Genomic DNA, 23,952 nt, shown 5'->3' on the forward strand with positions numbered 1-23,952 from the left:
CCTTCTGTTCGCCGGTACGGTGCTGGTGCTCCGCGTCAGTGGGCCGGACCGGTCGTGCTGAGACCGCCGTCGACGGGGAGCACAGCTCCGGTCACGTAGGTGGCGGCGCGGGAGGCCAGGAAGATGACGGCGCCGGCGATGTCGTCCGGCTCGCCGGTCCGTCCGACTCGCGTCATGGCGCGGATCTCCTCACCGTGCTCGGTGAGGATCGCGTCCATCATCTTGGTGTGGAACGGTCCCGGTGCGATCGCGTTGACGAGGATCGTCGGCGCGAGCTCGGCTGCCAGGTGGACCGTGAGGTGGTTGACCGCAGCCTTGGAAGCGGAGTACGCGAAGGCCGGGAACAGCGGCACCATGGTGGCGTCGATCGAGCTTATGTTGATGACCCGGGACGGGTCGCCGGGTGCGGCGGCCCTGTCGAGCATCGGGCGCAGGAAGCGCGTCATGTTGAAGACCCCCTTGACGTTGAGATCCATCACCCGGTCCCAGCCGCTCTCGGGGTACTCCTCGAGGGGCGCGCCCCAGGTGGCGCCTGCGTTGTTGACCAGGATGTCGATGGTGTCGGTGTGCTCCGCGATGTCCTCCATGAGCAGTCGGCACTCGGACTCCTGGCTGAGGTCCCGGGCGAAGGCGTGGACGAGTCCGAACCTGCCGAGCTCGCGCGCGGCCTGCTCGCAGCTGTCGGCCTTCCTCGAGGAGATGAAGACCTCGGCTCCAGCCTTGAGCAGGCCCTCGGCGATCATGTAGCCGATGCCGCGGGTGCCGCCGGTGACGACTGCTTTCTTGCCCTCGATGGAGAACAGGTCCTGCATGGTGGTGTCCTTGCTGTCGGTGGGTGTGACGGGTGGGTGTCGCGAGTGCGCCAAGGCGTCAGATCGCCGCGGCGGCCTCGTCCCGACTCCGGGTGTGGACGAACACGCCGGCCCACAGGGCGGTCCGATTGAGCCGTCCGTCGTGCGTCGTGACGAGGCTGTCGAAGATCTCCTCCGCCGATGCTCCGGAGTCGAGAGCGGCGTCGAAGTCGTCGAGGAACTTGCGGGTCTCGGCGACGTGACGGTGATCGTCGTCGGCGCCCGGTGCCTTGTGGCCCGCGACCACGTGGGTCGGCCTGCAGGCAGCGATCCGGTCCAGCGCTTCGCGCCATTCGTCGCGACTGGCCCGGTCCGTGTCGAGCGTGAAGGGAAACACTCCGTTGTAGACGATGTCGCCGGCGACGACCAGGTCCAGCTCGGGGACGTGGAGGAACGTGGTGTCCGACCTGTCGGAGTGGCCCCCGCGGTGCACGATGAGGGAATGACCCTCGAGGTCGATCCGGTCGCCCGTGAGTGGCGCGGCTGAAACGATCTCCTCCGGGATCTGGTCACCGAAGAGCGGGCCCCACAGCTTGTCGTAGATCTCGGGGGAGGCCTGCTCCCGCATGTGCTCGACCACCTCGGGCAGAGCGACCACTGCCACGTCCGGGTGCCGCGCCACGAGCGGCCCGAGGCCGAAGAAGTGGTCACCGTGTCCGTGGGTGACGTAGATCGCCTGCAGCTCCAGCCCTCGGCCGTCGATCCACTCGACCAGCGCTGAGGCGTGCTCCTTGGTGGTGAGGCCGTCCACGAGGACGGCGGACTTCTCGCCACAGATCAGCGTGGCCGACGTCGGTGACCACATGGCGGGGGATCCGTCGGGCGCAGGTCGTCCGGGGATGGGCTGACCGTCCACGACCAGGACCTCGTAGGAGAGCCCGCCGGCCGCCGTACCCATCAGCGGCCCTCGAAGGCGATGAGATGGTGGTTCGCCCGGAACTTGCGAGCACCGTGCTCCACCAGGTAGCCGACCGCGTTGTGCATGTCCTCGGTGTCGTAGACGCTGGTGGCCTCGTCGAGCACGAGGCGGTCAGCAGCGCGTGCATCGTGGGCAAGCGCATGCCGGACCAGGCGCTTGGTCTGCAGGTGCGCCAGCGCCGGACCTCTCGCGATCTTCTGCGCGACATCGAGGGCGACCTGGTGCAGGTCCGCCGCGGGAACGACCCGGTTGACGATGTGCCACTGCGCGAACTGATCGGCTGTGTACTGGTCAGCGGTGTAGACGATCTCGCGTGCGATCGCGGGTCCGCACCGCTCAGCGAGCCGATAGACACCGCCGAGCAGGGTGGTCACTCCGATCAATGCCTCCACCTGGGAGAAGACGGCGTCGTCGGCGGCATAGATGAAGTCGCAGGCGAGCGCGACTTCGAGTCCAGCGGCGAAGCACAGGCCGTTGACGGCCGCGATGACGGGGAACGGTGCGTCCTCCAGCTCGGCGATCACCTCCATGCCGTCGGCGAGCAGGTCGCGACCCTCCTGGCGGGACCTGCGGTGGAAGACCGTGGCAACGTCCGCCCCGCCGGAGAAGAGGCGCGCATCGCTCTTGATCAGCATCGCTCGCGCGCGTTGCTCGGTCGCCCCACGGATCGCAGCGCGCAGGCCTGCGATCTGGCCAGCGTCGAAGAGCTCCGCCGGCGGATTGGAGGTGGTCACGATCGCGACGTCGTCGCTCATCTCGAAGAGCACCTGGCTCATTGAAGCTCCTGACCCGAGGACCTGCGGCCCGCTGTGGGTGCAGTGACTCGATCGATGGGTACCGGTCCTGCCACCGTAGGAACGCCGACTGGTTGTCCACTAGGACGCGTCTGCCCGGTGCTGGTACGGCCATGCCTCGGTGCGCGGCGGGGCTTGCAAGGCGCCTGATCTGGGCCAACGCTGCCATCAGGAGTCGTACGGAGCGGTGGAGCGGAGGATCTCGTGGAAGCAGTCGAGGTGAGCGAGGACGTCTATGCCTACGTCCAACCCGACGGGAGCTGGTGGATCAACAACACGGGATTCGTGGTCGGTTCGGACGGGGTCATCAGCATCGACGCCTGCGCGACGGAAGCCCGCACGACGGCCTACCTCGAGATCATCGCGGGCATCAGCGACCAGCCGGTCCGCACCCTGGTCAACACCCATCACCACGGCGACCACACTTTCGGCAACTACCTGTTCCCGACAGCCACCATCGTCGGTCAGGAGCGCTCGAGGGCGGCCCTCCGGGCCTGGGGGCTGCCACGGTCAGCACCGTTCTGGACCGATGTCGAGTGGGGCGACGTCGTGCTCGCTCCTCCGTTCCTGACCTTCGAGGAGAGCGTCACCCTTCACGTGGACGACCTGAGATGCGAGGTCAGGCACCTGGGCCTGCCCGCACACACTGACAACGACACCATCGTGTGGCTGCCTGAGCGGCGCGTCCTGTTCGCTGGTGACCTCCTCTTCAGGGACGTCACGCCGTTCGTGGTCCAAGGTTCGGTCGGCGGGATGCTCGAGACGCTGGCCGTGATCGAGCAGCTGGGTGCGGAGACGATCGTCCCCGGGCACGGAGCTGTCAGCGGCCCCGAGGTGATCGACGACGTGGTGCGCTATCTCCGGTTCGTGCAGGATGTCGCGGTCGCCGGGGTGGCGGCCGGCCTGACGCCGCTCGAGGCTGCACTGGAGACCGACCTCGGTGAGTTCACCGACCTGCTCGATCGTGAACGGATCGTGGGCAATCTCCACCGCGCGTACGCGGAGGTCCGGGGTGAGCCATGGGGGAGTCCACTGGACGCTGGCGCCGCCCTCGCGGACATGGTGACCTACAACGGCGGAAGGCCGCTGAGCTGTCATGCCTGAGGGGTCTACCGAGAGTCCTCGACATGCGGCACTGCGCTGACGATTTCGCCGGAATCACTCGCCTGGACCTGCCTGGTGGTGCAGGATGACGCCCACTCGGCATCATCTCGGTCTCTGGGGGTCTCGTGCGTCGCTCTCTGTCGTTGTGTCTTTCCCTGGCGCTCTCGGGCGGCGCAGTGGTCCTCTCCGGTCTGGCCGGCACCAGCGCTGCGAGCCCGCCACCCGCCGTTCAGACGGACCCGGTTGCGTCGGTGATGGCGCGCGCCCAGGCAGTCGGCCAGCGTGTCGAGGTGACCCAGCTCAGGGACGAGTATTCCCAGACCTTCGCGAACCCCGACGGCGCATCGCTCAGCCTCGAGACATCCACGGTGCCGGTCTTCGGCCGAGACCTCGCAGGAGAGTGGGCGCCCCTCGATCTCGCCCTGGTGACGCTGCCTGACGGCAGCCTGCGGCCGCGTTCATCCGCGGTTCTGCTGACGCTGCCGGGCGCCGGCGAGCGGCAGCTCACCGCGACGTTCCACGGGCGGGGAGTTTCCCTTGACCTCCCCGGCACGCTGCGGACCCCGGTCGTGGACGGTCCCACGGCGACGTACCCAGATGTCTTCCCCGACGTCGACCTACGGCTGACGGCCACCCTCGAGGGCGTGCAGCAGGTGTACGTCCTCAAGAGTCGCAAGGCGGCGGCACTTTCACAGCTGAGTGACCTGAGCTTCCCGGCCAAGGCGCGGCGCGGCCGCATCGTGCCCAACGCGAGCGGCGGTTTCGCGGTGGTGGACGAGAATGCCGAGACGGTCTTCTCTTCGCCCCAGCCGGTCATGTGGGACTCCAGCGGCGACGCTGCCGACAAAGCACTGCCGCGTGACAGCCGAGGTCGGCGCACCGACGGCAGTCGCTTCCGGGCGCCTCACCTCGGGCCCGGCCGCGGTGACAGGGTCGCTGCGATGCGGACCACGGTCAGCGGCTCACGAATCGGCGTACGTCCGCTCGCCTCCCTGCTGCGCGACCCCGACACGGTCTACCCGGTCTACGTCGACCCGACGCTCCCGATCGACCGGGCCGAGCGCACGATGCTCCGCTCGGACGGCGTAGAGGCTTGGCAGTTCACCGGTGACGAGGGCATGGGCCGCTGCCCCACGTCGTACAGCAGCTTCTGCACCGGTCCTTACATCAAGCGGCTCTACTACGAGTTCGGCCGGAGCACGCTCAACTCAGGCGACAAGGTCGTCGGCGCCGAGTTCGCCTCGGTGGAACGGCACTCCGCCTCGTGTTCGGCACGCGAGGTCGACCTCAAGCAGACCGGCGCGATCTCCAGTTCCTCCACTTGGCCAGGCCCGTCCGTGGTCCGTCACCTCGGCACCCGCAACGTTGCCTACGGCTACAGCACGTCGTGCCCCGATCGCGAGGTTGCGTTCCGCAGTGCGGCGCTGACCGATGCTGCCGGCGACCTCGCGGCGGGCACGATCTCCCGGCTGACCCTGCTCTTGCGTGCTCAGGACGAGTCCGACCAGATTGCGTGGAAGCGGTTCGACCAGGCCGGCGTGCTCCGCGTCGACTACGTGCGCAAGCCCGCGACACCGACCGGCGTGGGCGTGCTGTCGGCCGGCTCGTACTACTGCGACAGCAGCAGCCCGTTCACGATCACCGCGTACACCCAGCCGACCTTCCGGGCGATCATGCAGACCGCTGTCGACCCGCCGACCGGCACGGCTCAGGGCGAGCTCCGCGCGAAGTTCGAGCTCGACCGCTACGACACGGCCACGTCATCGTGGTTGAACTCCATCGGCACGACCGATGGCTATCGCTACAAACCCGCCTCCGGACAAGGATTCGACCCTGACAACACCACCGAATTGCTGCGGATGGCGGACCTCGGGCTGACGCTCAAGGAACGGACGACCTATCGGGTGCGGGCGCTGACGCAGTCCTACTACAACATTGCCGAGGTCGGCAGTGGCACCCTGGAGTCGACGTGGAGCGGCTGGTGCTACTTCCGGATCGACACGGACGCACCGCTGCCCCCGCAAGTCACAAGTTCCGACGGCGTCTACCCCGAAGAGACCGGCGGAACGATCGCTTGGACCGGCGGTCCGGGAGTGCCCGGCAAGTTCGCCCTGGCTCCGAACCCGACTGACGACGATCCCAACATCGAGCGCTACGCCTCGTCGGTGACCGGAGCGGGCGCCACGGTCACCAGCACGACGACCACGTCCACCGTGACACCCGGGACCTACGGGCCGCACTCGCTTCGGGTGACGGCCTACGACGTGCTCGACCGGGCCAGCCTTCCGTACACCTATCGCTTCAACGTGGCTGCTCCCCCTGGGGAGTTCGGGCGCTGGCACGTCACCCGCGACGACGGCGCGCAGGTCGCCGACTCCAACGCGGAGGGCGCACAGAACCCGCTCACAGTCGGCGCCGGCGCGACGATCAGCCCGGCCGGCACCGGCCGTCGTGGCGAGCTCCGCGACGCCAACGGCCTGCCCCTCGACCGCGCCCTCAGCTTCAGCGGCGCTCCGGGCGTCACCAGGAGCGGAAGCGTCGCGGTCCGCACCGAGCAGCCGTTCACCTTCGCGGCCTGGGTGATGCTTGCTGATGGCGCGGCCGACCGCACGGTGATGAGCCAGAGCTCTGTCTCCGGCATGTCGGGTGCGAGCCTCGACTACCTGGCTGCGAGCGATTCCTGGTCCTTCGGGTGGCGCTACAACGACGGCACCGCGACCCGTTGGGTCCGCGCGACCTCGCCCGCGCCTGCAGGCAAGAACGCTTGGACACTGGTGGCCGGCGTGTATGACCCGGCTGCGAAGACGCTGTCCCTGTCGGTCAACGGCAGGACCGTCGCCAGTGCCCCAGCCGTTGCGCCCGCCGCGCCCACAGCGACCGACGGTCCGCTCGAGGTGGGCAGCCGATCGGGACAGGCGCCGTTCCGCGGTCTCGTCGACGAGCTTCGGGTGTGGCAGCGCGCAGTCCCGCAGACTGAGCTGTCGGACGTCGCCACGATCGACCCGGAGACCGGTGCGCCGACCTTCAGCCTCGTCGGTTCCTGGTCGACCAGGTCCATGGGCACCTCGTCCCTGCCCGACGTTTCGGCCTTCGCCCGCCCCGCACTGACCGGCGTCAACGGCGCCACCTTTGACGTCGCCAATGGGTACGTCGAGCTCGACGGCGTTGACGACGCGCTGGCGGCCACCGGGCCGATGGTCGACGAGACCGGCTCCTTCACCGTCGAGGCAGTCTTCCGACTCGACTCCCAACGCTTGAGCCAGAAGCCCAACGGCTACCGGGCCCGCGTCACAGGTCAGCAGGGGAACGTGGCGCAGGGCAGCTCGTCCTGGGCTCTGTGGTTCGAGAAGCGCGGCGTGGACGCCAATGGCAAGGCGGTCGGTGTGTTCACGTTCGGCCGCTGGGCACCCTCCGGTTCTTCCGCGCCGCCGAGCGAGGCCAGCAACCCAGACGTCCCCGCGACCTTGGACCAGGCGGTTCGACTTGCTGCGGTCCACGACGCCCGCAGCGGCGTGATCCGGCTCCACCTCGGCGAAGTGGAGCTCGGTCAGGCCGCCTACACCCAGCCCGCGCAGGGCACGGGTGAGCTCAGTGCCGGCCGGGGATCGTCCGGCACCGGCTGGACCGACCTGCTGCCGGGGGGCCTGCGAGGTGTCCGCATCTGGGCCGGCGCACTGACCGCTGATCAGATCCGCTCGGTGAACGGAGTGGAGTGGTGAAGGTCGCGCACAAGGTATTCACGTTCGGGTTCGTCCTCGTCACCGCCTGCACGGTGGCCGTCAACAGCGCCTCGGGTGAGGCCATCGCGTTGTCGACGCCGACCGCCGTCGTAGCGCCGGGCGCAGGCAAGCCCGACGATGTCTCCCCGCTGCGCTCCAAGCGCGGACGCGAGACGCACCAGAAGGCTCTCGCCAACTGGCGGGCCTCTCAGGACAACGGCCGCAAGGCTCTGCGCGAGCAGGCCGATGCGACCGGGCGCCTCGCGCCGGCGGCCACCCTCACCGCGGGCGGCGAGGTCACCCAGGGACAGACCGGCAACGGCGACTACAGTGCGACACCGTTGGCCGCGTCGTCGACCTGGGCTGCCGGCGGATCGGCAGGCTCCTACACGTGGACCTTCCCGTTCAGGCTGCCGCCAGCGGCGGCTGGTACGACGCCACGGCTCTCGGTCGTCTACGACTCGGGCAGCACGGACGGGCGCACCTTCACCTCCAACAACCAACCCTCGGCCCTGGGCGAGGGCATGTCCCTGAGCTCGTCGTACGTCGAGCGCAGCTATCTGTCGTGCCACGACGACGGACACACCTCCAAGTACGACCTGTGCTGGCGCCATGAGCAGCTGCGCCTGGTCCTCAACGGCCACTCGAGCGTGCTCATCCCCACTGGGGCCGACTCATTCCGGCTCCAGGAGGACGACGGCACGATCGTGACCCGCCTCGACGGCGCCACCAATGGCGACAACGACGGCGAGCGGTGGCGAGTCGAGACCGGCGACGGCACGACGTACGACTTCGGCCTCAATCGGCTGCCCGGATGGACGAACGGCTCGCCGGTCACCAACTCGGTCTGGACGGTGCCGGTGTACTCCGACGACGCAGGCGACCCTGCACGCGCCGACGTGTGCAAGAAGACCACCTTTGCTGATTCCTGGTGCCAGCAGGCGTGGCGCTGGAATCTGGACCTCGTCTCGGACCGGCACGGCAACGCCGCGACTTACTGGTACACCCCCGAGGCCAACTACTACGCCCGCTCAGGCAACGAGAACTCGCCGACCCGCTACATCCGGGGCGGCTATCTCAGCCGGATCGACTACGGACTGCGCCGCGGCGCCATCTTCCAGACTGACGGCAGTGCGACCTCCGCCCCTCAGGGGATCGACCTGGGGTACGCCGAACGCTGTCTTGCCGCCGACTGCTCGTCCTTGACCGATGCCACCAAGGCGCGCTGGCCAGACGTGCCGTTCGATTCGATCTGCGACGTCGACGGTCCATGCAAGGAGGACCCGGCGCCCGCGTTCTTCAGCCGCAAAAGGCTCACCCGCGTCACCACCAGCCTTGCCACCGCGACCAGCAACCGTCGTGAGGTCGACCGCTGGACCCTCGACCACACGTGGGTCGACCCCGGCGATGTCGGGGACACTACTGACCAGGTGCTCTGGCTCTCCAAGATCACCCACAGCGGCCTCGCGGCCGCGACACCGATCGACGTCCGCCCGATCCTGCTCGTGCCGAGCCTGGACGAGTCGATGCGTAACAGGGTCGACACAGCAACTGACGGGATCGCCCCGCTCATCCGACCGCGTCTGAGCCAAGTGGTCACCGACACTGGTGCCGTCATCGACATCACCTACTCGGCCCAGGACTGCACCAGCACTGACCTGCCGACGCCGGCGACCAACACCCGGCGCTGCTTCCCGGTCTACTGGGCGCCGTACGGCGGCGAACCGACCCGCGACTGGTTCAACAAGTACGTCGTCACCAACGTCCGCGAGGTCGACACCACGACCGGCGAGGCCAAGAACACCAGCTACGTCTACGGCGACGAGGACGGAGCCAGCGACGACGCGGCCTGGCGCTACGACGAGAACCCGCTCGTGGCGGATGCCTACCGGACGTGGTCGCAGTGGCGCGGCTACGACCGCGTGACCACCCTCGTCGGCGACGCGGACGCCCCGCTGCGCTCGGCCACCAGAACGACCTATTTGCGTGGAATGGACGGCGACCGCAACGGCAGCGGAGGTACCAAGCAGGTCTCGGTCACCGGCGTTCGCTCACCGGCCATCACCGATGCCGACCAGTACGCCGGGTTCGAGAGGGAGACGGTCGTCTACGACGGTCGCACCTCGGCGGGCACCTACGGCATCCAGCTGTCCGGATCCATTCACACGCCGTGGTCGTCGACCGCCCAGACAATGACGTTCCCGGCCGGCGAACTCGACGGCAAGACTGCCTCCAGCGTGACCGTCCGCGGCTTCATGGTTCGCGAGAAGACCACCCAGGAATGGCAGCGGATCACCTCGGGCGCCAGCCCGGTCTACCGTTCGACGACGACCGACGTCGCGGACTTCGACCAGTTCGGTCAGCCGCGTCTGGTGGACAATTACGTCAACCAGCCGGAGACGGCTGCCGCGACCGAGCGCACCTGTGCCAAGACCTGGTACGCCCGCACGGGCGGCGTCCAGTTGAACACCCTGGTCGCGCGGCGCCAGGTCGTGGCTCGCGCGTGCTCGGCGTACGACGCCGCCGTGCTCCCGGCCAACAACGCGACCCCCGGTGACGTGCTCGAGGACGTGGCGCACTTCTACGACGGCTCGACGACCTGGGACTCCCAGAGCATCTCGGAAGGCAACGAGACCCGGATTTCCCGGGCAACCGGCTACGCCGCAGGCGTGCCGTCGTGGCAGGCGGTCAGTTCGACGACCTACGACACGCTCGGACGGGTCCTGGACGTCACGAACGCCAAGCAGGCCGTGAACAAGACCCGCTACACCCCAGCCGGCGCCGGCGTGCCCCAGTCGACGGTCGTGACCAACGACAAGGGCCACACCCTGACCACCAGCTACGACGCGGCGTGGATGTTGCCGGTGAGCGCAGTGGACAGCAACGGCAAGATGACCGAGCGCACCTATGACGCCTTGGGCCGCCTGACTGCGGTCTGGACGCCGATCGCCAACCGCTCGCTCGGGTCGACGCCCATCACCAAGTTCGAGTACTCCATGGGCGGTGCGGTCGACGCTGACGGCTTCGTCAAGGGCTCGTGGATCGCGACGTATGCGCCGCAGGGCAACACGCAGAACCACATCGCGTCGTACGAGGTCTTCGACGCGCTGCTGCGCCCGCGGCAGACACAGACGCCCTCGCCGAGGGGTGGACGCATCCTCACCGACACCCACTACGACCACCGCGGCCTGACCCAGCGCTCGTTCACCGACGTGTGGGACGACAACGCCGAACCCAACGGCATTCGGCAGGTCGTCGACCCGGGTAGCGGGGTCCAGGTGGACACGACGTACGACGGCGCGAGCCGCCCGACGGCCGAGACGACGTACTTCTCCACGCCAACGGCACGGGTCAGCAAGACGACGCGTACCTACTACACGGGTGACTCGGTCGCGATCGAGCCGCCAGCCGGGGGCTCGGCCAGCCGTCAGGTCACCGACGTCCTCGGCCGGGTGGTCGAGCGCCGCACGTACTCCGGTCCTGACGCCGACGTGGCGACGTACACCCGGACGAAGTTCGAGTTCGATCCGCGTCGCCGCTTGAGCAAGCTCACCGGTCCCGACGACACGGTGTGGACGTATGGCTACGACCTGCACGGACGGACAGTGTCCTCGACCGACCCCGACAAAGGCACCACCACGACGGTCTTCGACACGGTCGACCGCGTGGAGTCGACCAAGGATGCGGTGGGGCGGGTGCTCAGCTATGAGTACGACTCGCTGAACCGCAAGACGGCGACCTATGCCGGCGTCGTGGCTCCGGCGAACCTGGTCGCGTCGTGGCACTTCGACGATCTCGCCGACGGCCAGCTCGACTGGTCCACCCGGCGCGAGGCGGGCAAGGACTACACGCGCTCGATCCTGGCCTACGACAACATGTACCGGCCGACGCGGACCCGGATCACGCTCCCGGCCGACGACCCGCTGGTCGTCGAGCCGCCGGCGACTCCAACGGGCAACCGGGTTCCAGCGACGCTCGAGGTCACCAGCGTCTTCAACCGCGACGGCACGATCCAGTCAAGCACCGAGCCGGCCGTCGCCGGGCTCCCAGCCGAGACGATCAGTCGCACCTACACCGCCTCCGGGCAGCCGATGAAGCTGTCCGGAGCAAGCGGCGTCGTTCTGGACACGCAGTACTCCGAGTTCGGCGACAACCTGCAGACGACGCTCGGACTCTCGGACTCGAACGTCAACCGGGTCTGGCTCAACACCGAGTACGACGGCCTGCGCCGCGTGAAGCGGTTCGACACCGCGGAGTACGGCGGCACGAACCACCTGCTCGACCTCAACTACACCTACGACGACGTCGGCAAGGTCACCGCGATCTCTGACACCTCGGTCGCCAACGCCGATCACCAGTGCTTCGCCTACGACGGCTACCAGCGGCTCGCGAGCGCATGGACTCCGAAGACCGCGAACTGCACGACGGCCTACCGGACGACAGCCAACCTGGACACCGGTGCCGAGCACTACTGGCAGGACTACACCTACAAGCCGTCAGGGCTGCGCAACACGGTCACCTTCAGGCCGCTCACCAGCACCGCAGCGGCGAAGGTCGCCACCTACACCTACGGCGGCACCTGCCTCTCGGCGACGATGGGCCCGCACGTCCTCACCAAGACCGAGGCCAAGACGGGGACGACGGTCAACGACACCGACACCTTCTGCGCCAACAAAGCCGGCGAGACCGTCAGCTCGGAGTCCCCGGGCGGCGTCGCCCAGACGATGACGTGGGACAGCGAGGGCCGCCTCGACAACCTCAGCCAGTCTGGAACGACGTACACCAACATCTACGACGCCGACGGCAACCTGCTCATCCGACGCCCGGCCAACGGCGCTGCCGGGACCACGACGCTCTACCTCGGCGCGACCGTGGTCAAGTCGGTGAAGACGGTCACCAGCGGCGTGACGTCGTTCGCCGTGTCGGGTATGCGCACCTACAACCACGGTGGGCAGTCGGTGGGGGTGCGGGTGGGCAAACCCGGCACCACGAGCAAGCTGACCTTCCTGGCCGGTGACCACCATGGCACGGCGGCGGCGCAGTGGGACGCTGCGGCTCCCGCGACCAGAGCGAAGAGGTTCAGCGATCCGTTCGGTGTGCCGCGTGGGACCGACCCGGCCTGGCCCGACGACCGACGCTTCCTCGGTCAGCCCCAGGACAAGGCGTCGGGACTGGCGCACCTCGGTGCCCGGGAGTACAACCCCGAGCTGGGTCGCTTCCTCTCGGTCGACCCGCTGCTCGCGCAGCAGGACGGCCAGTCACTCAACGGCTACACCTACGGTGCCAACAACCCCGTCAACGTGGCCGATCCTGCGGGTGCCTGGGGTATCGACGACTGGCTCGAAGACATCATCAGCGCGATCAACGCCGCGATGAACTCCGCCACCTCGACCTCGGGTGCGGGCTCAGTGAATCCGAGCGACCGGTCCACACGCCACAACATGGCCAACAACACGGGGGCCGACATCGTCCGGCTGATGGTCGGGCCGGCTGGCGTGGACGCTCCTGGCATCGTGCGGACCGACGTGCCGGTGCCGTTGGGGAGCAAGAAGGGCACCGGGTTCGACGGCTTCGCGGACATCGTCTACACCGACATGAACGGTGAGTTGTGGGTCTGGGAGACCAAGTCGGCCTCGCAGTGGCAGCTCGCCCAGGAGGAGGCGGAGTGGTACGTGTTCGCGTACAAGAAGGCGGGTGTCACTGCGCACCTCGGCTGGTCGATCGGTGGGCCCTACCTGACTGGCTACGACAGTGATGTCGTGTACAGCATCCCGTCGAGCCCGGTCCCGGGAGCTCGTAGCGGTGCGCTGATCTATTCGGACGGTCCGCAGAACGAGGAGCGGCGGATCGGCGGCAAGCGTGTCCCCAAGCTCCAGATTGCCGAGATCGAGACACCGCCCGTACCCGTGCCCGAACCTGTCCCGGTGCCGGAGTACGAGCCCGATGACGGCGGGGGCGGCCTCGGAGGCGTGCTCGATTTCGTCAAGGGTGCCAAGCGCGGGCTGTCGTGCGTCTCGGCGGCGGTCATGTGGGCCGACGACATCACGGGTGTCGGCACGCTGGACGAGCCGGCGGCGCTCGCGGCGTCGGCGTACTGTCTGGCGGCGTGAGCCAAGGGATGCCGACGTTGGAGAGCTTCGTGCGCGCGGTCGCCGTACCGCCGTTCAAGGAGCGTGGGTGGGTCCGCGACAAGCTGCGGTTCCGCCGTCCGTTCGGGGACGGCGACGCTGCGGTGGCGGAGTTCCGGGCCTACCCGTCGGGACGGGCGCCGCTGGAGTTCCACGTGGACCTCGGTGTGGTCGTCGCCCCACACCTGGAGTTCGTCCATCGCGGGCGTCCGGTGCGAGGTACGCCGAGCACGTCACACGGCCTGTGGCAGGGTCGGCTGACACCGCCAGGTCAAACGCCCGGGGGTGCGTGGGCGCTCGATCCTGAAGACGCGGAGGCGGTTGCGGCGTTCGTGGCCGCTCTCGAAGCACGGCTCGACGAGCTCGGTGGGATCGCGAACCGGGACGTGCTGCTGCGGCTCGCGCGCGAGCGCGCGGCGTTGGTGGACAAGTCTCGCTCGGGGATCCTGCTGCCGACGCCCGCAGTCGAGGCGTTGCTCCTGCTCGGGACGGGCGACATGGCAGGGGCCCGCGCGGCGGCCGAGGAGCTGCTAGGAACCGACCCCGACAGCCCGGTCGCGGAGTGGGTGCTGGGCAAGGTCCGCTGACGCGCTTCCGCACTGTCCGGCGAAGTCAGCTGGGCCGGACCTCGCGGAGGCGGTCCAGGACGTAGCCGATGGGGCTGTCCCGTCGGGTGACCTCGACCAGTTCGGCCTCGGCCTGTGCCGCGATGGACCGTGCGGACTCGCTCGGACCGCGGCCGATCTCGGCAATGGCCAGCAGACCGAGCGTCCAGGCGGCGAGCATCGGATCGCCCTGGGCTGCACGTCGCGCCTTGCGGGCCTGGGCCGCAGCCTGATCGAAGCGCCCCGCATCGAGCTGGGCCTCGGCGATGTTGCCCATCAGCGTGAGGTGGTTGAAGACCTCCGGCGGCGTGATGGCGAGTGCCTCCTCGTAGATGCGCTCGGCCTCTTCCAGTTCGCCACGCATGTGGTGCACCCAGCCCAGGTCGGCGAGGCTTCCGGCGCGCGCCAGGGTGGTCTCGGCGAGGTGGACGGCTTCCTGCTGGAGCGACAGGGCCTCGTCGGGGAAGCCCAGGTTGAGCATGATCGACGAGGTGGCGCCGGCGACCTCGCGCAGGGTCTCGGGATCCGCGGTTCCGCGACCCGCTGCGATGACGCGCCGCACCAGGTCCTCGGTCACCTTGACCTCCGAGTGCAGCCCGATCAGGACCCGGATGGCAGCGGAGACGAGGCGGACCTCGTCGACGCTGGTCGGGTGCGGGATCGTCGCGATCACCGTCTCGGCGAGGGAGAGGACCTCGGGGGAGCGTGTGTGGGTGGTGGCCCAACGGGCCACCTGCCGCATGACGTCGCCTGCGCCCTCGCGCTGATGGGTCAGCCCCCATGCGACGGCGTCCTCCATCGCGCGTGCTTCCCAGCTGCTGACGGACTCGAGCGTGTCGGGATGAGCCGAGCGATGGACCGCCCAGTCGAAGAGGGCCTCGGTCGCCGCCTCCTTGAGGTCGGGATGGTCCACGAGGTCGGCGCGCACCACGTCGCGGATGGTGCTGAGCATGCGGTACTCAGAACCATCCAGGTCGATGAGGCTCCGTCGCGCGAGCTCGACGGTCGCATTGGCGGGCAACCCCGGCATCCGTGCGAGAAGCTCGACGGCCATCGATGCGCTGAATCGGTCGGGGATCACCGAGAGCACCCGCAGCGCGTCGCGATGCCGGTCGTCCAGGAGGTCGAGGCTCCATCCCACCAACGACTCCAGGTTGCGCTGGCGTGCGGGACCTCCGCGTTGCCGCAGCGCGACCCGGCCCTGCCGCAGGTTGGCCAGCAGGTCCGTCGGCGGGAGCATTCCGACCCGGGCGGCCGCGAGCTCGACGGCGAGCGGAAGGCCGTCCAGGAGCAGGCTGATGTCGCGTACGACGTCACGGTCCGACGGACCGAGGGACGCACCTGCCGACCGGGCCCGTGCGATGAACAGGTCGTCGGCCACGGCGGATCCGTCTCCGGGCCTGCCGGTCGCGAGGGGGCGCAGTCGCAGCACCCGCTCGCCCGGGACCTCGAGCGGTTCGCGGCTCGTCACGAGGATGCGCAGTGAACGGGCCTCGACGAGCAGGTCGTGGACCAGGTCTGCCACCGAGTCGACCAGGTGCTCGCAGTTGTCCAGGACGAGGATCGGGTCACCGCGTCGCGCCAGCTCGTCGGCGAACGCGCTCACGGTCGTCGTACCGGGAAAGCCAGCCGCAGTCGTCATCGTTCCGAGCAGCTGGCCCGGGCCGGTCAGAGAGGCGAGCTGGACCAGCCAGATCCCGGACGGCCGCCCGGATGCCCGGCTGAGGGCGTACTCGCTCACGAGCCGGGTCTTGCCGGTGCCGCCGGGCCCCACGACAGACACGAGGCCCGGCGTCCCCAGGAGCAGGTCGAGCTCCTCGAGCTCCTGCTGTCGCCCCAGGAAGCTGGTCAGCGGCTCGGCGACGTTCGTGTGTCGCGCCGGCGTCGCCCGGGGCGATGTGGAGTCACCGCAGGCGCGCCACAGCCGCACAGGTTCGCGGATGTCCTTGAGGTCGAAGGCGCCGAGGTCGACGACCGACTGTGGTGCGGCAGCACCCAGCTCGTCGACCAGCGCCTGGCTGAGCAGGACCTGTCCGGCGCAGGCCGCCGCGGACACGCGGGCCGCAACGTGGACGCCGAGGGCGAGATAGCCGTCGTCCACCGGTTCGGCTTCCGCGGTGTGCGCGCCGATCCGGACCCGGAGCCACGGTCCGTCGTCGGGCTGTCGCTCCAGTCGGGACTGGATCTCTCTCAGCGCCTCTAGTCCCTGCAGCGCATCGGGAAAGGCGAGAAACGCGCCGTCACCTTCGGTCTCGACAACCACGCCGTGGTGGGCCGTGGTCGACGCGGCGATCGCGCGGTGCACCACAGGAAGGGCTGCCACGTAGGCCGGTCCATGCTCGATGAAGGCGCGCGTGCTGCCGACGACGTCGGTGAAGGCGAAGGTCACCGTTCCCGACGGGAGCTTCCGGGGCATGGCGCCATTCTCATCGACGTCCGTTCGGTCTGCACCTGCTTGCCCGAGAACGCCCTGGGTCCAGGACGCCGTCGTGTCGACCACACCCCACGCCCCGACAGACCTAGGCTTGGGCGCATGGCTGACCTGACCGAACCGTGCCCGAACTGCGACACGCTCATGCGGTGGGAGACCTCGCACGAACGGTGCGACGGGTGCGGCTACATCCGCCCCTGCTGCGAAGGGGCTCCCTGCAACTGAGCCCGGCCCCTCGCGCCAAGATCGGGGACCGGCGTCAGGAAGGCAGCACCCGGGTCGCGACCAGGCGCTCCGCGACGAGGCGCAGCTTCACGTTGTAGTCCTGCGAGTAACGCAGCAGTACGGCGAACGCCTGGTCCGCGTTCAGGTCGTAGCGCTCCATCAGGATCCCCTGGGCCTGCCCGATCAGCTTGCGGGCATCGATCGCCTGCAGCAGCTGCTCGTTGTTGCGGGCGTTGGCCAGTGCAATCGCGGCGTGCCGGGCCAGGATGTGGGCGACGGCCTGGTCGTCGGCATCGAAGTGGTGCGGCTGCACGTCGTACAGGTTGAGCGTCCCGACGGTGTCGTTGGTGGTGTAGAGGCGCACGCTCAGCAGGCTCCGGATGCCGGCGTCGGCGACCCGTTTGCCCCAGTCGGGCCACCGGGTCTCGGTCGTCGTGTCGTGGACGATGATGCTGGGGACGTCGGAGATCACGTCGATGTCGGGGCCTTCCCCGTGCTCGAGCTGGATCTGGTCGAGCACCTCGACAATGGGATGGGTGGCGACCACGGTCTCCACCCGCTTGCCGCCGTGCACGAAAATGACGCCGGCATAGGCGCAATTCACTGCCTTGAGGCCGTATTCGAGAACCCGCTCGGCGGTCTCGTCGACGCTTCCTTCTTCGTGCAGCCTGAGCGCAATTTCGGCGAACTCGCTCGGATCACTGGTCATCGTGCGAACCCCCCTTCGTACCCCTGAATGGGGAGGCCTCGCGCCCCCCTGAGGAAGTGATACCACCGCACCGAGGCGCCCGGCAACGAAAACGAAAAGTGTCTCCTGAACCGTCCGAAATCCGGGCCGCTGGGCGTGTTCGTCGGTGCCAGTAGCGGGTGGGGAGTGACCGGTGAGGTGAGTCCACGGAGTTGGGGTCGACCTCGATGAGGCGACGTCCGACCTCCAATCGCAGGGGGATCGCGCGATGACTGAAGCAACGCACCGTGCCCTCCCAAGGGCAATGGCCGCGATGGTCGACGACTACGACGTCACGGATGCGTAGGTGGCTCCGACGAACCGGCGTGACCGTGGTGCCGGCGTCCGGACAACAGCGGCGGACCTGCCCACAACAGCGTGAAGAGCACGAGGGAACATCCGAAGGCAATGCCTCCTGCGGGGTCCCCGGCCACGATGTCGAAGGCCAGGAAGAGCACGCCCGAGATGGTCAGCGACATCATCACCAGGCCAGCGCGGGCGCACTGGTTGGCCGCTTCGACCAGCCAGTGCCGGGCGCGGTGGCGGAACAGCGCGCGATGGAACGCCACCGGCGCGACGATCAGTGCGGTGGTCGCCACCGAGCCGGCCAGCACCACGAGGTAGAGGTCGCGCTGGAAGTCGCTCAGGTGCTCGAACCGCTGGCTGAAAGGCACGGTGAGCAGGAAGCCCGTGAGGATCTGGACCCCGGTCTCGGCGACCCTGATCTCCTGGAGAAGTTCGTCCCAGTTGCGGGTCAGCCGTTCTGGCGGCACAGGTGCGTGGTCGTTCATGCCCTCCGTTACCCACCGTTTGGCGATCCCATCCACGGGTACGGCGAATCGTCAAAGGCGACCGTCGACCAGGAGGACCTCATGCCACGCGGCCAATGGAGCGACAAGCGCGAACGTCAGTACGACCACATCAAGTCCGGTCTCGAGGAGCGCGGCCGTCCAGAGGACGAGGCCGAGGAGATTGCGGCGCGCACCGTGAACAAGGAACGGGCACGGCACGGTGAGGCCAGGGAATCGAGTCGGACGTCGACCGATGACATCTCCTCAGGCCGACGCGGCGGGTTGCGCTCCCACAAGGGCGCTGGTGGTCGCACCAAGGCCCAGCTCTACGAAGAGGCCAGGCACAAGAACATCGAGGGCCGATCGAAGATGAGCAAGGCCGAGCTGCTCAGAGCCGTCGGGCGGTAAGCCGTGATGGTGGACGAGGTGACGTCACAGCGGTTGAGGGCAGCGGGGGCGCGCTTCAACGCCGCCGACGCCGAGCGATCGCTGGCCTTGGCCCACCTGAAGCTGGCGCTGGCCGATGTCGGCGGCGCTGTCAGTGACGACGAGGCGACCGCCCTGACGGGGGTCGCCTCGAGCGCTGTCCGCATCCTCCGGTCGATCGCTCGCGAGGAGCGTGCTGCGGGACAGCAGGATCCTTTCACTCGGGCTCGGTCTCGGGGCCAGCACCGGGATCGGCCTCCGCGTCGATGACGTGTACGGCGGCCTCCTCGGCACTCGCCCCCGCGCCATCGATGCCGACGTCCGTGGCGATGGCGTCGCTCTCGACGTCGATCTGCTGACCTTCGTCCGGAGCGACCAGGCGCCCTGCCCGAGGATCGGCGACCTCGTGATCACTGGGCTCGTACGGGTCCGGCTCGGGCTCCTCCGCGGCGAGCCGCTCGTCCAGCGAGGCTCCTTCGCGTTGCTCGGCGAGCGTCGTGCCTGACCGCAAGTGGTGGGGTTCGCGATCCGGCGGCGAGTAGCCCTCGTCGAGGACGTCGGCGACGCCGCGGTCCTCGAGGGTGTCCTCGGGTTGCAGTTGGTTCTCGGGATCGACCGCCTGATCGCCGTACTGTTCGCGTCCTTCGTCTGCCTGGGTCATGTCGCGGCGCAGTACCCAACGGCCGATCGGGCAAACGGAGGCCCGATGGAACCCAGCCGACACGCATGGGCTGGCAGTCGCTGGGTACCCCGCAGTGCGATCGACCATCCAGTCTCACGGTGAAGGGAAACCACCATGCAGCTACCTCACACGAACGTTGGGCTCGTGCAGGACGCGGCCGACCGGGTGAGAGACCGGGTCACGGACCCCGATTGGCGGAGCGAGACAGTCAGCCACGCCACGACGAGAGCCGCAGAACTTGCGACCGACGCCGCGCACCGGTCCGCGGAGGTGGGCGCGCTCGTCGGCGAGCGCCTGCGTGAAGCAGCCGCGGACGCGGCGGAGCAGGTCCACGACAGGCTCGCTGTTCCGCACGCCAAGCCGCAACGTCACTGGATTCGCAACTCCCTCGTCGCCGCGGGCGTCGTGGCCGCAGCGACGTACGTCGTGAAGCGCAAGCAGGGCCAGCGACGGAGCTCCAGCTCTCACCGCGAGGTGCGGCCGGATCGTGTCGACGACAGGTCCGTGTCAGGCGCCGAGCGCATCAGTCGGGTCGGAGTCGATGGCGCGTCGCAGGTCGCGCAGGATCCTGGTCAGTAGGCGGGACACCTGCATCTGGGTCACGCCCAGCTCGTCGCCGATCTCCTGCTGCGTCCGGCCTTCGAAGAAACGCAGGCGCAGGATCTTGCGGTCTCGCGGAGGCAGCCGCCGGATCACGGGCCACAACATGACCCGTGCTTCGGCTGCGTCGAAGTCGGTGGAATCTGCCGGGATGAGGTCCCCGATCGTCGAGCCCGACTGGTCGGTCAGCGGCCGATCGAGCGACGTGGGTGTGAAACAACCCCCTGCCGATGCTGCCTCCGACACCAGCGCCAAGTCGCCGTCGACCTCAACTGCGACCTCTTCGAGCGTCGGCTCTCGGCCCTGCAGTTGCTGCAGCTGGGCACGGGCCACGGCAACCGATGCCTGCATCTCCTGGATACGGCGTGGCGGCCGGACGGTCCACCCGTGGTCGCGGAAGTACTTCTTCACCTCGCCGCGGACGGTCGGTACGACATAGGCGAGGAAGTCGCTCGACCGCGACGGGTCGAAGTCGGCCGCTGCCCTGACGAGCGCGGCGTACGCGACCTGTTCAAGATCTTCAGTCGGTATGCCTCGCCCGGCATAGGGGGCTGCGAGTGAACGTGCGACCTCCAGGTTCAGTACGACGACCTCGTTGAGCATCTCCTGTCGTGCCCGCGGGTCGTCGGACGCGTGCGCTGAACGGAGGAGTGCGGCTGTGCGTCGCCGCAGAAGATGCCGAGAAGTGGGAAACTGTCTGATCATCACGCGCCCCCTGTGGGTTGCGCGGCCCCGCCTGTTGGCTCAAGCGGGTCAACGGATCGAGCGACCGCCGTACGGCCTGACCTCCCCTCGAACATAGTTCGAACGGCCCACGAGGGCAAGGGCCGAGATGGTCAATTCGGACTAGGCGCGACCCGTGTACTGGACCGGAACCCGCATGGTTCTGACCCGTTGGGGTACCTGCGCTTCTGTTCAGGTCCGGCATCAGGAGGTCAGAGTGCGGTCAGTACGGGCGGCTTCTTGGGGACGAGTCGATGTCCACCGTTGACGCGTCCCGAGGGGCGAAGCCCGACGCTGACCTGTTGCTCTGCCTGGCCGAGACGGCGCCGGGACCGGATCGGGTCCGGCTCGAACGGCAGGTGGTCCGGCTCCACAAGATGATGGCGCGTGACATCGCCCGCTGCTACGTGCCTCTCGGCGTCGAGCAGGGGCGGGCGACGCGCTTGGCGCTCGCTGCGCTCCTGCGTGCCGTGCGGACCTACGATCACTCGATCCGTCTCGACTTCGAGCGTTACGCCACCTCGCTGATCCAGCTCGAGCTCAGCCGGTCCCTCCAGTCACGGTGACTGCTCGGTACGTTCCGGGTCGTGCTCGACCCGCTTCGCTCGGCGTGCGTCGAGCAGCCAGACAGCCAGGAAGACGACGAGCACAGCAGCGGCTACGGCGATGAAGGCGACGACCGTTGTGTTCATGGCCTCCGGTACCCGGCGACATCCAGGGCAAACGCCTCGGGTGCATGGGGTGTCCCGGCCCGGGTACTGCTGCATCGTGACGGATTTCGACACTGCGGTCCTCGACGTCGACGGAACTCTGGTCGATTCGAACTACCACCACGCGCGTGCCTGGCAGCGTGCCTTCCGCGAGGTCGGGCTCGCCGTGCCGGCATGGCGAATCCACCGCTCGATCGGCATGGGTGGGGACCGCTTGGTCAGCGCAGTTGCCGGTGAGTCGGTCGAGCACGCCCACGGCGATCGCCTTCGCGCGACCTGGAAGCGAGAGCTGGATGCCGTCATCCACGAGATCGCCGCCCTGGAGGGTGCGACCGACCTCCTCGACGAGCTGCGGCATCGCGGTCTCAAGATCGTTCTCGCGTCGTCGGGTGACCCCGACCATCTCGAGCACGCGCTGGACGTCGTGGACGCGCGTCCACGCATCGATGGCGTGGTCTCGAGCAAGGATGTGAAGGCCACGAAGCCTTCTCCCGACCTCTTGTCAGTGGCCGTCGACAGCGTCACCGGCGCTTCGGCCGTGGTGATCGGCGACACGGTCTGGGACGCCGAGGCGGCCAGACGTGCCGGGCTTCGGGCGGTGGGTGTGCTGACCGGCGGCTTCAGTCGCGACGAGCTCCTGGGTGCGGGGGCCGCCGAGGTCTACACCGGCCTGCCGGATCTCGTCGAGGACCTCGACGTCGTGCTGAACGGGGTGCCTGACAAGAACTAGAACACGTTCTAGGCTGTCCTTCGGGTGCCGCACCAGGCGCGCACCGGACTGCTCCAGGAGGACCCCTTGTCCACTCCACGACCCCAGCGCTTCACCGACCGGCGTGTGGTCGTGACAGGGGCTGCTGGCGGCCTCGGTCGCGTCGTAGCCGAACTGTTCCGGACCGAGGGCGCCCGCGTGGTGGCCACCGACGTGGTCGCGACTGATGGTGTGGTGGCCTGCGACCTCGCCGACGACACGGCGCGCGACGCGTTCGTCGACGGCGTGCTGGTGGAGCTCGGTGGGCTCGACGTCCTGTGCAACGTCGCGGGCATCCAGCAGTTCGCGGAGCTCGGGAGGCTGACGCCGGGCGGACTGCGCAAGCACTTCGACGTCAACGCGCTGGCGCCGCTCATGCTGACCCAGGCGTTCGCTGAGGCACTGGTCGCGAGTGCGGGCAACGTGGTCTCCGTGGCCTCGATCTCGGCCGTGATGGGCCAGCCCTACAACGCCCAGTACTGCGCGTCGAAGGCTGCCCTGTTGCTGGGGATGCGGGCGCTCGCCGTCGAGCTCGGCACTCGCGGGGTCCGCGTCAACTGTGTGTCGCCGGGCGGGATCGCCACCCCGATGATCGATGCCGCAGCCGCAGGGCTGCCTGCCGAGGTGAACTGGGACCTGATCGCGAAGAGCCAGTCGGTCATCCCGGGCTTCATGCCGCCGGAGGACGTCGCGGAGGCGCTCCTCTACCTCGCCTCCGACGTCGCTCGTTCGGTGACCGGCGCCAACCTCGTCGTCGACCGCGGTGTCGTCTGGTGACCCAGCAGGACCCGCAGGCGGCCGGACAGGTCGACGGCATGGGCGTCGGTATGACCCTGCCTGTGATGGAGCCCGACATAGGACCCGACTGCCTGCAGGAATGGTCCGAGCTGGTCGACGCAGGTCCGTTCAGCTCGCTCTGCTTCGGGGAGCGGATCGCCTTCGACAATCCCGACGCGTTGACGCTGATCGGAGCGGTGGCGGCGTGGACCCGTCGGGTCCGGATCACGACCACTGTCGTCGTACCGCAGCTGCACGACCCCGTGCTGCTCGCCAAGGCACTCGCGACCGGAGACCGCCTGTCCCACGGGAGGCTCACCGTCGGCCTCGGCGTCGGCGGGCGGGAGGAGGACTACGCGGCCGTCGGAGCGGACATGGCAGACCGCACCATGGCCGACCTGGCCGAACGGGCGGACACGTTGCGTCGGGTCTGGAGCGGCGAGAACCTCACGGGTGCGACCCGAGCAGTCGGTCCGCCGCCGCACCGCCCCGCTGGACCCGAGCTCCTCGTCGGGACCCATGGGCCGCGGACCCTGCGTTCCGCGGCACAGTGGGCCGACGGCCTTGCCGGGATGGCGCTCGACGCGAACGATGTCGCCGGCACGGAGCTGCTCTTCGACGTCGCTCGGGACGCCTGGAGCGCTGCTGGCCGGTGGGCGCCGCGCTTGACCACCTCCTTCTGGTTCGCGCTCACGGAGACGTCGGACGATCCGCGGGGCCAGGTCCATCGACACCTGCGGCACTACATGAACTGGCTCCCGTCCCAGGTCGTCGACGCGCTGGCCCCGACCGCTGGGTTCGCGGGCAACCTGGCGGAGCTGCGCGGGCTGCTGGCACGCTTCGCGGCGATCGGGGCTGACGAGGTGCACCTGATCCCGACCAGCGAGGACCCGCGGCAGGTCGACCTCGTCGCGGACCTGCTGTCCTGAGCCGCCTTCCCTCGAGAGACCGAGGTCACGGGTGGGAGCGGTCACAGCGAGGGCCGATCAGGC

General features: G+C 68.7%; 18 protein-coding genes. 9 read left to right on the forward strand and 9 right to left on the reverse strand.

The genetic code is table 11. From position 1 onward, the window contains the following. Window positions 1-35: 35 nt before the first annotated feature. The 3 genes from ASD84_RS23350 to ASD84_RS23360 are packed head-to-tail and all read right to left on the reverse strand — an operon-like array spanning window position 36 to window position 2,546. Entirely contained in the window at window positions 36-812 is a 777-nt protein-coding gene (locus tag ASD84_RS23350; RefSeq protein ID WP_056716481.1) for an SDR family oxidoreductase, read from the reverse strand. Window positions 813-870: 58 nt separating this feature from the next. Then, window positions 871-1,749 carry an MBL fold metallo-hydrolase gene (locus ASD84_RS23355; RefSeq protein WP_056716484.1) on the reverse strand — a complete coding sequence of 293 codons (879 nt, stop codon included), beginning with the start codon at window positions 1,747-1,749 and terminating at the stop codon, window positions 871-873. Continuing rightward, window positions 1,749-2,546: an enoyl-CoA hydratase/isomerase family protein gene (locus tag ASD84_RS23360; protein WP_056716487.1), complete on the reverse strand. Its 798-nt coding sequence runs from the start codon at window positions 2,544-2,546 to the stop codon at window positions 1,749-1,751. The genes ASD84_RS23355 and ASD84_RS23360 overlap by 1 nt, the downstream gene beginning before the upstream one ends. Before the next feature lie 222 nt (window positions 2,547-2,768). Between ASD84_RS23360 and ASD84_RS23365 the strand changes: the two genes are divergently transcribed. From ASD84_RS23365 to ASD84_RS23380, 4 genes are all read left to right on the forward strand, one after another. Continuing rightward, window positions 2,769-3,668, forward strand: coding sequence for an MBL fold metallo-hydrolase (locus ASD84_RS23365; RefSeq protein WP_200954705.1), 900 nt, complete (start codon window positions 2,769-2,771; stop codon window positions 3,666-3,668). Between the two features lie 125 nt (window positions 3,669-3,793). Further along, window positions 3,794-7,387, forward strand: coding sequence for a LamG domain-containing protein (locus ASD84_RS23370; RefSeq protein WP_156392265.1), 3,594 nt, complete (start codon window positions 3,794-3,796; stop codon window positions 7,385-7,387). Then, window positions 7,384-13,497: an RHS repeat-associated core domain-containing protein gene (locus ASD84_RS23375; RefSeq protein ID WP_156392267.1), complete on the forward strand. Its 6,114-nt coding sequence runs from the start codon at window positions 7,384-7,386 to the stop codon at window positions 13,495-13,497. The genes ASD84_RS23370 and ASD84_RS23375 overlap by 4 nt, the downstream gene beginning before the upstream one ends. After that, window positions 13,494-14,102: a hypothetical protein gene (locus ASD84_RS23380; RefSeq protein ID WP_156392269.1), complete on the forward strand. Its 609-nt coding sequence runs from the start codon at window positions 13,494-13,496 to the stop codon at window positions 14,100-14,102. Before ASD84_RS23375 ends, ASD84_RS23380 begins: the two co-directional genes overlap by 4 nt. Window positions 14,103-14,127: 25 nt before the next feature. On the opposite strand, the gene ASD84_RS23385 is transcribed toward ASD84_RS23380, so the two are convergent. The 3 genes from ASD84_RS23385 to ASD84_RS23395 form a co-directional block, all read right to left on the reverse strand. After that, window positions 14,128-16,536 carry an ATP-binding protein gene (locus ASD84_RS23385; protein ID WP_056716504.1) on the reverse strand — a complete coding sequence of 803 codons (2,409 nt, stop codon included), beginning with the start codon at window positions 16,534-16,536 and terminating at the stop codon, window positions 14,128-14,130. A gap of 274 nt (window positions 16,537-16,810) precedes the next feature. Next, the gene (locus ASD84_RS23390) at window positions 16,811-17,485 is read right to left on the reverse strand and encodes a GAF and ANTAR domain-containing protein (RefSeq protein ID WP_056716506.1); all 675 of its coding nucleotides are present in this window, start codon (window positions 17,483-17,485) and stop codon (window positions 16,811-16,813) included. Between the two features lie 311 nt (window positions 17,486-17,796). Beyond that, window positions 17,797-18,294 (reverse strand): DUF6328 family protein, encoded by a 498-nt coding sequence (locus ASD84_RS23395; RefSeq protein WP_056716510.1) that lies wholly within the window; start codon window positions 18,292-18,294, stop codon window positions 17,797-17,799. An 81-nt stretch (window positions 18,295-18,375) separates the two neighbouring features. On the opposite strand from ASD84_RS23395, the gene ASD84_RS23400 reads away from it, so the two are divergent. Beyond that, window positions 18,376-18,702, forward strand: a complete 327-nt coding sequence (locus ASD84_RS23400) for a hypothetical protein (RefSeq protein WP_056716513.1) — start codon at window positions 18,376-18,378, stop codon at window positions 18,700-18,702. Between the two features lie 235 nt (window positions 18,703-18,937). Here the strand turns inward: ASD84_RS23400 and ASD84_RS23410 are convergent, their stop codons facing one another. Further along, complete coding sequence (locus ASD84_RS23410; protein ID WP_056716521.1) at window positions 18,938-19,381, reverse strand: DUF5709 domain-containing protein; 444 nt, start codon at window positions 19,379-19,381, stop codon at window positions 18,938-18,940. Window positions 19,382-19,909: 528 nt separating this feature from the next. Then, window positions 19,910-20,605: a sigma-70 family RNA polymerase sigma factor gene (locus ASD84_RS23420; RefSeq protein ID WP_056716528.1), complete on the reverse strand. Its 696-nt coding sequence runs from the start codon at window positions 20,603-20,605 to the stop codon at window positions 19,910-19,912. Window positions 20,606-20,979: 374 nt separating this feature from the next. Between ASD84_RS23420 and ASD84_RS23425 the strand changes: the two genes are divergently transcribed. After that, window positions 20,980-21,291 (forward strand): hypothetical protein, encoded by a 312-nt coding sequence (locus tag ASD84_RS23425; RefSeq protein WP_056716531.1) that lies wholly within the window; start codon window positions 20,980-20,982, stop codon window positions 21,289-21,291. Here the strand turns inward: ASD84_RS23425 and ASD84_RS26065 are convergent. Further along, window positions 21,283-21,417, reverse strand: a complete 135-nt coding sequence (locus tag ASD84_RS26065) for a hypothetical protein (RefSeq protein WP_268788489.1) — start codon at window positions 21,415-21,417, stop codon at window positions 21,283-21,285. The genes ASD84_RS23425 and ASD84_RS26065 overlap by 9 nt on opposite strands. Window positions 21,418-21,493: 76 nt before the next feature. On the opposite strand from ASD84_RS26065, the gene ASD84_RS23430 reads away from it, so the two are divergent. The 3 genes from ASD84_RS23430 (at window position 21,494) to ASD84_RS23440 (ending at window position 23,889) form a co-directional block, all read left to right on the forward strand. After that, window positions 21,494-22,165: an HAD family hydrolase gene (locus ASD84_RS23430; protein ID WP_056716892.1), complete on the forward strand. Its 672-nt coding sequence runs from the start codon at window positions 21,494-21,496 to the stop codon at window positions 22,163-22,165. A gap of 66 nt (window positions 22,166-22,231) precedes the next feature. Further along, window positions 22,232-22,960 (forward strand): SDR family NAD(P)-dependent oxidoreductase, encoded by a 729-nt coding sequence (locus ASD84_RS23435; RefSeq protein ID WP_162251590.1) that lies wholly within the window; start codon window positions 22,232-22,234, stop codon window positions 22,958-22,960. Further along, window positions 22,957-23,889 carry an LLM class flavin-dependent oxidoreductase gene (locus ASD84_RS23440; RefSeq protein WP_200954706.1) on the forward strand — a complete coding sequence of 311 codons (933 nt, stop codon included), beginning with the start codon at window positions 22,957-22,959 and terminating at the stop codon, window positions 23,887-23,889. The genes ASD84_RS23435 and ASD84_RS23440 overlap by 4 nt, the downstream gene beginning before the upstream one ends. Window positions 23,890-23,952 lie beyond the last annotated feature (63 nt).

Origin of the sequence: Nocardioides sp. Root682, assembly GCF_001427795.1 — a bacterium.
In the GTDB taxonomy this organism is placed as follows: domain Bacteria; phylum Actinomycetota; class Actinomycetes; order Propionibacteriales; family Nocardioidaceae; genus Nocardioides.

Coding starts and splice junctions, on each gene's coding strand:
- ASD84_RS23350 (WP_056716481.1), bottom strand. CDS start 812: ATGCAGGACCTGTTCTCCATCGAGGGCAAGAAAGCAGTCGTCACCGGC.
- ASD84_RS23355 (WP_056716484.1), bottom strand. CDS start 1,749: ATGGGTACGGCGGCCGGCGGGCTCTCCTACGAGGTCCTGGTCGTGGAC.
- ASD84_RS23360 (WP_056716487.1), bottom strand. CDS start 2,546: ATGAGCCAGGTGCTCTTCGAGATGAGCGACGACGTCGCGATCGTGACC.
- ASD84_RS23385 (WP_056716504.1), bottom strand. CDS start 16,536: ATGCCCCGGAAGCTCCCGTCGGGAACGGTGACCTTCGCCTTCACCGAC.
- ASD84_RS23390 (WP_056716506.1), bottom strand. CDS start 17,485: ATGACCAGTGATCCGAGCGAGTTCGCCGAAATTGCGCTCAGGCTGCAC.
- ASD84_RS23395 (WP_056716510.1), bottom strand. CDS start 18,294: ATGAACGACCACGCACCTGTGCCGCCAGAACGGCTGACCCGCAACTGG.
- ASD84_RS23400 (WP_056716513.1), top strand. CDS start 18,376: ATGCCACGCGGCCAATGGAGCGACAAGCGCGAACGTCAGTACGACCAC.
- ASD84_RS23410 (WP_056716521.1), bottom strand. CDS start 19,381: ATGACCCAGGCAGACGAAGGACGCGAACAGTACGGCGATCAGGCGGTC.
- ASD84_RS23420 (WP_056716528.1), bottom strand. CDS start 20,605: ATGCTCAACGAGGTCGTCGTACTGAACCTGGAGGTCGCACGTTCACTC.
- ASD84_RS23425 (WP_056716531.1), top strand. CDS start 20,980: ATGTCCACCGTTGACGCGTCCCGAGGGGCGAAGCCCGACGCTGACCTG.
- ASD84_RS26065 (WP_268788489.1), bottom strand. CDS start 21,417: ATGAACACAACGGTCGTCGCCTTCATCGCCGTAGCCGCTGCTGTGCTC.